Source organism: Streptomyces tailanensis (assembly GCF_008386495.1).
In the GTDB taxonomy this organism is placed as follows: domain Bacteria; phylum Actinomycetota; class Actinomycetes; order Streptomycetales; family Streptomycetaceae; genus Streptomyces; species Streptomyces tailanensis.
This window is the reverse complement of sequence record NZ_VTHJ01000140.1, coordinates 3,736-9,593: the sequence shown is the minus strand read 5'-3', so window position 1 is coordinate 9,593 and position 5,858 is coordinate 3,736. Positions and strand designations below refer to the sequence as shown.

The following is a 5,858-nucleotide window of genomic DNA, read 5'->3' as shown; positions in this document are numbered from 1 at the left end:
GCTGGAACTGCTCGACCCGAAGCCCGCTTACAGCTGACGCTCCGGGGACGAGCTGTGCGGGCGCGGGGCGGATGCCCGATGGTGGACGTATGAATGTGAAGGACGTTCTCACCGACGCGTACGGCCGGATCAAGGAGGAGGTCCACGCCACCGTGGACGGGCTGTCCTGGGAGGACCTCCACTACCGCCCCTCCCCCGACGCCAACTCCATCGCCTGGCTGGTCTGGCATCTCACCCGTGTCCAGGACGACCACGTCGCCGACGCCTCCGGGGGCGACCAGGTCTGGCTGTCGCAGGACTGGGAGAAACGCTTCGGGCTCGGCCTGCCCCGGCACGACACGGGGTACGGGCACAGCGCGGCGAAGGTCGCCAAGGTGCGGGTCGACTCCGCCGATCTCCTCACCGGGTACTACGACGCCGTGCACGAGCAGACCCTCGCCTACGTGCGCGGGCTGACCGGCAAGGACCTCGACCGCATCGTGGACGAGCGCTGGGATCCGCCGGTCACCCTCGGCGTACGTCTCGTGAGCGTCCTGGCCGACGATCTTCAGCATGTCGGCCAGGCCGCCTACGTACGCGGACTGCTTCAGCGCGCGGACTCGTAGCCCGGCAGGACGACATCCCGGAGGAGGGCGTTCCGCTCGTCGAACGGGATGAAGGCGCTCTTGAGACCGTTGACGGTGACCGTACGCAGGTCGTCGAGGGTCCAGCCGGCCTCCTCGACCAGCAGCGACATCTCGCGGGTCATCGTCGTACCCGACACCAGACGGTTGTCGGTGTTGAGGGTGACGCGGAAGCCGAGGTCCTTCAGGGCCGTGATCGGGTGCTCGGCGATGGAGGTGGCCGCGCCGGTCTGGAGGTTGGAGGTGGGGCACATCTCCAGGGCGATACGGCGGTCGCGCACCCAGGCGGCGAGGCGGCCGAGCTTGCCGTCGACGATGTCCTCGGTGATGCGGACGCCGTGGCCGATGCGCTGGGCGCCGCAGACCTGGAGGGCCTGGTGGATGCTGGGCAGACCGTGGGCCTCACCGGCGTGGATGGTGAAGGGGACGCTCTCGCGGCGCAGCTTCTCGAAGGCGGCCAGATGGTCGGCGGCCGGGAAGCCGTCCTCGGCGCCCGCGATGTCGAAGCCGACGACGCCCGCGTCACGGAAGGCCACGGCCAGGTCGGCGGCCTCGCCGACCCGGTCGAACATGCGCATGCCGCACAGCAGCGTCCCGACCCGGACCGGGGTGCCCTGGGCCGCCGCCTTGGCCATACCGGCGGCCAGACCCTCCTGCACGGTCTCGACGACCTCGGACAGGGTCAGCCCACCGTTGACGTTGAGCTCGGGGGCATAGCGGACCTCGCCGTAGACGACACCGTCGGCGGCCAGGTCGAGGACGTACTCCTCGGCGGCGCGCAGCAGGCCCTCACGGGTCTGCAGCACGGCGAGCGTGTGCTCGAACGTGGCTATGTACCGCACCAGGTCACCGGAGTTCGCGGCCTCGTAGAACCAGGCGGCGAGGCCCTCCGGGTCGGTCTCCGGGAGGGTATGACCGACCTCCGCGGCGAGCTCCACGAGGGTGGCGGGGCGCAGACCGCCGTCGAGGTGGTCGTGCAGGACGACCTTGGGGAGGCGGCGGATGGTGTCGGCGTCTACACGCGTAGCTGTCATGGCGTTCGTTCCTCGGCAGGTGGTGCGGTGGTGTGTGAGCGGCCCGGGCAGGTCAGTCGTCGACCGGCTGGAGCAGGTCCCAGCGGTTTCCGTACAGGTCCTCGAAGACGGCGACCGAGCCGTACGGCTCGTGGCGCGGCTCTTCCAGGAACCGCACGCCCGCGGCCAGCATCCGGGCGTGGTCACGGGCGAAGTCGTCGGTGTGCAGGAAGAAGCCCACACGCCCGCCGGCCTGGTCGCCGACCCGGGCGCGCTGTGCCTCGTCCTTGGCCTTCGCGAGCAGCAGCCCGCCGCCCTGCCCGTTGCCGCCCGGCTCGACGACGACCCATCGGCCGCCGTCGGGCCGCGGTTCGTCCTCGACGAGCCGGAAGCCGAGCGCCTCGGTGTAGAAGCGGATCGCCTCGTCGTAGTCCTCGACCACGAGGGTGACCAGGGCGATACGTCTCATCGGGGCCTCTCGGGTGGCTCGGGGTTCCCGGGAGGTTATACGTAACACGAGACGAACGGCAACTGGGATGTCTTCCCGCATGACCTGCCGGGGCTCGGGCCCGGCATACGTGAGGCCCCCCGCAGGGCAGGGGGCCTCGACATCACCGCGCTCCGGCGTAGGCGGCTCACTCGCCCGGCGACGCCTTCCGGAGTGCCGCGATGCACGTGTTGAGCGCCTCCTGGAGTTCCTCCAGGCGCTGGAGCATGTCGTCCTCGTAGATGGCGTCGAGGTCGACGGCGTCGTCGAGGGTCAGCTCCTCGAAGACCTTCGTCGCCTTCTGGAGGCTGCTGTAGAACTTCGTACGGCGTTCCTGGACCCTCAGCTCGGGGTTGGCCTCGACGGTCTGGACGACGAGTTCCTTGACGGTGTCGTACGCCTCCGTCGCCCACTCGCCGGTGTCCTCGTCCTCGTCGAGCTCGTCGATGAGGGACAGATGCCGCTCGGCCTCGGCGCGCAGTTCGGCGGTGGCGTCGATCACCTGACCGGCCGGCGTCTTGACCTGCCCGTTCTCGACGATCTGCCGGACGTACCCGATGCGGCTCGCCGCCTGGGTCTCGCTCGCGACCGCCTTCTTCAGCTCGTCGGTGCGCGCGATGTCACGGGCGAGCTCCGTCTGGAGGGAGGCGTCCTCCTTCAGCCGGTCGAGGAGCGCGGTGCGGGCCGCCTGGGCGGTGGAGGGGTCGGCGAGGATCGCGGCGCGCAGCGCGGTGGGGTTCTCGGCGACCTCCAGGGCCTTGGTCGGCCGGATGCCCTCGGCCTCGGCGGCCGCGGTGATCGCGGTGCCGCGGCCGGAGGTCGCGCTGTTGCGGGAGCTGTAGTACGACAGCCACACGTCGGAGTCCGGCAGGTCGATCTCCTCGCCGGGGGCGAGCGCCTCGAAGTGCGGGACCATGCCGTCGTCGGCCGCCTTGTCCCAGGCCTTGTAGTACCGCATGACCCGCTCCGGGGAGCACCCGGCGAGCTCCGCGAACCGCTTGGCGGACACCTTCGGCGTCTCCCCGGCCAACTCGCCGCCGGGCCGCACACTCCGCGCGACCTTGAGCGCGAACGCCCAGCCGCCGGTGCGGGCGTACACGCCGAACTCGTGGGCGTCGCGGGCGACTTGCTCATCGACGACCTCGGTGTCGGTGTCGGGCTCGGCGACATCGTCCACGGCAGCTCCCGCGGCTTCGTCGCCCGAGGTCTGGGCGGGAACTGCGACGTCGGCCTGGGCAGACGTCTCGGCGTCGGAGGCGCCCGGCTCGACCCAGAATCCCTCGCCCTGCGACGGCACTCCCCCTGCGGTCTCCGGCGCGGCGGGCGTCTCGTCGACGGGTGGTACGGCCGATGCGGAGTGGGCGGTGGTTACGCTCACGGGTGACTCTCCCGGGTGGTGACGAACAGCAGGGGCAGAACAGGCAGCCTATATGACCCCGTTGGCGTCACTTTGCCCTGACGGCTCCCCTAGGCGGCTTCCCCTCGATGCATGGCGTCCAGCAGGGCCATCTCGTCCGCCGTGAGCCGGAGGGCGCCCGCGGCGACGTTCTCCACCAGGTGGTCCGGGTTGCCGGTGCCGGGGATGGCGAGGACGTGCGGGCCCTGGTGGAGGGTCCAGGCGAGACGGATCTGGGCGGGGGTGGCGTCGTGGGCGCGGGCGACGGCGAGCAGTTCGTCGTGGTCCGCCATGCTCGCACGCTCCGGACCGGCCTCGCCGGCGATCGCGTAGAACGGTACGAACGCGATGCCCTGTGCGCCGCAGAGCCGCAGCATCTCGTCGGCGTCGGGGTCCGGGGCGTGCAGCCCGTACTGATTCTGTACGCACACCACGGGCGCGATGGCCTGCGCCTCGGCGAGGTGGCGGGGTTCGACGGCGGAGATACCGAGGTGGCGGATCAGCCCGGCCTCCCTCAGCTCGGCCAGCGCGCCGAAGTGCTCGGCGATGGAGTCCTGTCGCATCCGCCGCAGGTTGACCACATCGAGGTGGTCGCGACCCAACTGCCGCAGATTCTCTTCAACTTGCCCGCTCAGCTGATCGGGGCGGGCGGAAGTCCCCCACTCCCCCGAATACTCGCGATGCGGCCCGACCTTGGTGACGATGACGAGGTCGTCCGGGTACGGGCCGCCGAGCACACTGTTGATCAGTTCGTTGGCGGAGCGCAGTGAGGAGAAGTAGAAGGCAGCCGTGTCGATGTGGTTGACGCCCAGCTCGACCGCACGGCGGAGCACGGCGATCGACTGCTCACGCTCCCTCGGCACCCCGAGATGAAACGCGGCGCTGCCCGTCAGCCGCATCGCCCCGAAGCCGACGCGGTTGACGGTCAGCTCTCCGAGTTTCCAAGTACCGGCGGCGGTCGCGGTGATCGTCGTCTGCGAGGCCATCGACGCAGTCTCGCACGCGCCGCGGAGCCAGCGACCGGGGCACCGGAGCGGGGAGTTCCGGCGACGAACCGGGAACCATTGCAAGGTGTTGTCTCCTGACGTACCACCGCTGGCGGTCGACGACCGCGGGAACGCCTTGGTCTCCTTCATCCGGGGCGCTGAAGAGCCCCCACCCTCTGACGCACCACTGCCGGCGGCGCTGGTCGCTCTCTGGCACGCCGACCGTGTCCTCATGGTCTTCGACCGCTGGCGCCAGGGCTGGGAACTGCCCGGTGGACGTCTGGAACCAGGGGAATCCCCACGCCAGGCGGCCGTACGCGAGTTGCTGGAGGAGAGCGGCCAGCAACCCGACGGCCCGCTGCGGTTCATCGGCCACGCGGGCTTCCTCCTGGCACCCGATCACCGAGCCGAGTACGCGGCACTGTTCGCGGGCCGCACCACAACGATCCGCGGCTTCCAGGCCAACGAGGAGATCGCGTCCATCCGCTGGTGGAACCTTCGGACAGCCATCACTGGACGCGTTCAGCCCCTGGACGTCTACCTGGCCCACCTGACGCGCGAGCGGATTCCGGCCTCTCCAGGCCCAGTGGCTCAACGAGGTGGGCAGCCAAGCCAGTAGCCGAAGCCTCGGCGGGTGTGGATCAGGGCGGGTTCCTCGTGGTCCACCTTGCGTCTCAGTCGCGCGACGAGTTTCTCGATGGCCCCGTGGGCGCGGAACTCGCCCCAGACGTGTCGGCTGATCTGTTCCTTCGACAGCACCCGCTCGGCGTTGGCCAGCAGGTGCTGCAGCAGCCGGTACTCGGCGGGGGTGAGACAGAGCGCCCTTGAGCCGCGGCGCGCCTGGAACGCGAAGTCGTCCAGGACCAGGTCCCCGTAACAGGGCATCCCCTCGTGCCGTTCGGGCCCGCCCCGGCCGCGCAGCAAACCCTGGGCCCGATCGAGGACTTCGACGATCCGTACGGGCTTGACGACGTAGTCCTCGTAGCCGAGGCGAAGGTCGGGGACGAGGTCGTGGAGGGAGTCGCAGCCGGCCAGGAACAGCAGTGGGGGTCGGTCCGCCGGTGCGATACGGCGGCCCCGGACGAACTGCTCCAGGTCCGGCAGCCCGGCGTCCCAGACCACCAGGTCGTACCGGTCCCGCGCGATCCGCGCCATCCCCTCGGCGCCGGTGAGCGCCGCCGCGACCTGATAGCCCGCCAACTGAAGTGTGACGATGAGGAGTTCGGTGACGCCGGGATCGTCGACGACTACCAGGATGCGCTGTCCGTTGCCACGGGGTGACGCCGGTTTCTCGGTGAGCAAACTGCGCATGACAAGACCGTTCGGTGAGGGCCTGCGTGTGTGTGGGGGGGG

The 5,858-nt window shown here is 70.2% G+C and carries 7 protein-coding genes; 2 read left to right on the top strand and 5 right to left on the bottom strand.

Going from position 1 to position 5,858, the window contains the following annotated elements:
• The first annotated feature begins 89 nt into the window (after positions 1–89).
• Complete coding sequence (locus tag F3T56_RS45335) at positions 90–605, top strand: mycothiol transferase (protein WP_149831295.1); 516 nt, start codon at positions 90–92, stop codon at positions 603–605.
• On the opposite strand, the gene F3T56_RS45330 is transcribed toward F3T56_RS45335, so the two are convergent.
• The 4 genes from F3T56_RS45330 to F3T56_RS45315 all read right to left on the bottom strand — a co-directional run bounded on the left by F3T56_RS45330 (position 587) and on the right by F3T56_RS45315 (position 4,505).
• Positions 587–1,657 carry an adenosine deaminase gene (locus tag F3T56_RS45330; protein WP_149831294.1) on the bottom strand — a complete coding sequence of 357 codons (1,071 nt, stop codon included), beginning with the start codon at positions 1,655–1,657 and terminating at the stop codon, positions 587–589. The two genes, F3T56_RS45335 and F3T56_RS45330, sit on opposite strands and share 19 nt — an antisense overlap.
• A 52-nt stretch (positions 1,658–1,709) precedes the next feature.
• The gene (locus F3T56_RS45325; RefSeq protein ID WP_149831293.1) at positions 1,710–2,105 is read right to left on the bottom strand and encodes a VOC family protein; all 396 of its coding nucleotides are present in this window, start codon (positions 2,103–2,105) and stop codon (positions 1,710–1,712) included.
• Positions 2,106–2,271: 166 nt separating this feature from the next.
• Positions 2,272–3,501, bottom strand: coding sequence for a hypothetical protein (locus F3T56_RS45320; protein ID WP_149831292.1), 1,230 nt, complete (start codon positions 3,499–3,501; stop codon positions 2,272–2,274).
• Between the two features lie 89 nt (positions 3,502–3,590).
• On the bottom strand, positions 3,591–4,505 hold the full coding sequence (locus F3T56_RS45315) for an aldo/keto reductase (RefSeq protein ID WP_149831291.1): 915 nt from the start codon (positions 4,503–4,505) through the stop codon (positions 3,591–3,593).
• Positions 4,506–4,590: 85 nt separating this feature from the next.
• Between F3T56_RS45315 and F3T56_RS45310 the strand changes: the two genes are divergently transcribed.
• Positions 4,591–5,124 (top strand): NUDIX hydrolase, encoded by a 534-nt coding sequence (locus tag F3T56_RS45310; RefSeq protein ID WP_246204843.1) that lies wholly within the window; start codon positions 4,591–4,593, stop codon positions 5,122–5,124.
• On the opposite strand, the gene F3T56_RS45305 is transcribed toward F3T56_RS45310, so the two are convergent.
• Positions 5,097–5,816, bottom strand: coding sequence for a response regulator transcription factor (locus F3T56_RS45305; protein ID WP_149831290.1), 720 nt, complete (start codon positions 5,814–5,816; stop codon positions 5,097–5,099). The two genes, F3T56_RS45310 and F3T56_RS45305, sit on opposite strands and share 28 nt — an antisense overlap.
• Between the last annotated feature and the right edge of the window lie 42 nt (positions 5,817–5,858).

Coding starts and splice junctions, on each gene's coding strand:
- F3T56_RS45315 (WP_149831291.1), bottom strand. CDS start 4,505: ATGGCCTCGCAGACGACGATCACCGCGACCGCCGCCGGTACTTGGAAA.
- F3T56_RS45330 (WP_149831294.1), bottom strand. CDS start 1,657: ATGACAGCTACGCGTGTAGACGCCGACACCATCCGCCGCCTCCCCAAG.
- F3T56_RS45325 (WP_149831293.1), bottom strand. CDS start 2,105: ATGAGACGTATCGCCCTGGTCACCCTCGTGGTCGAGGACTACGACGAG.
- F3T56_RS45335 (WP_149831295.1), top strand. CDS start 90: ATGAATGTGAAGGACGTTCTCACCGACGCGTACGGCCGGATCAAGGAG.
- F3T56_RS45305 (WP_149831290.1), bottom strand. CDS start 5,816: ATGCGCAGTTTGCTCACCGAGAAACCGGCGTCACCCCGTGGCAACGGA.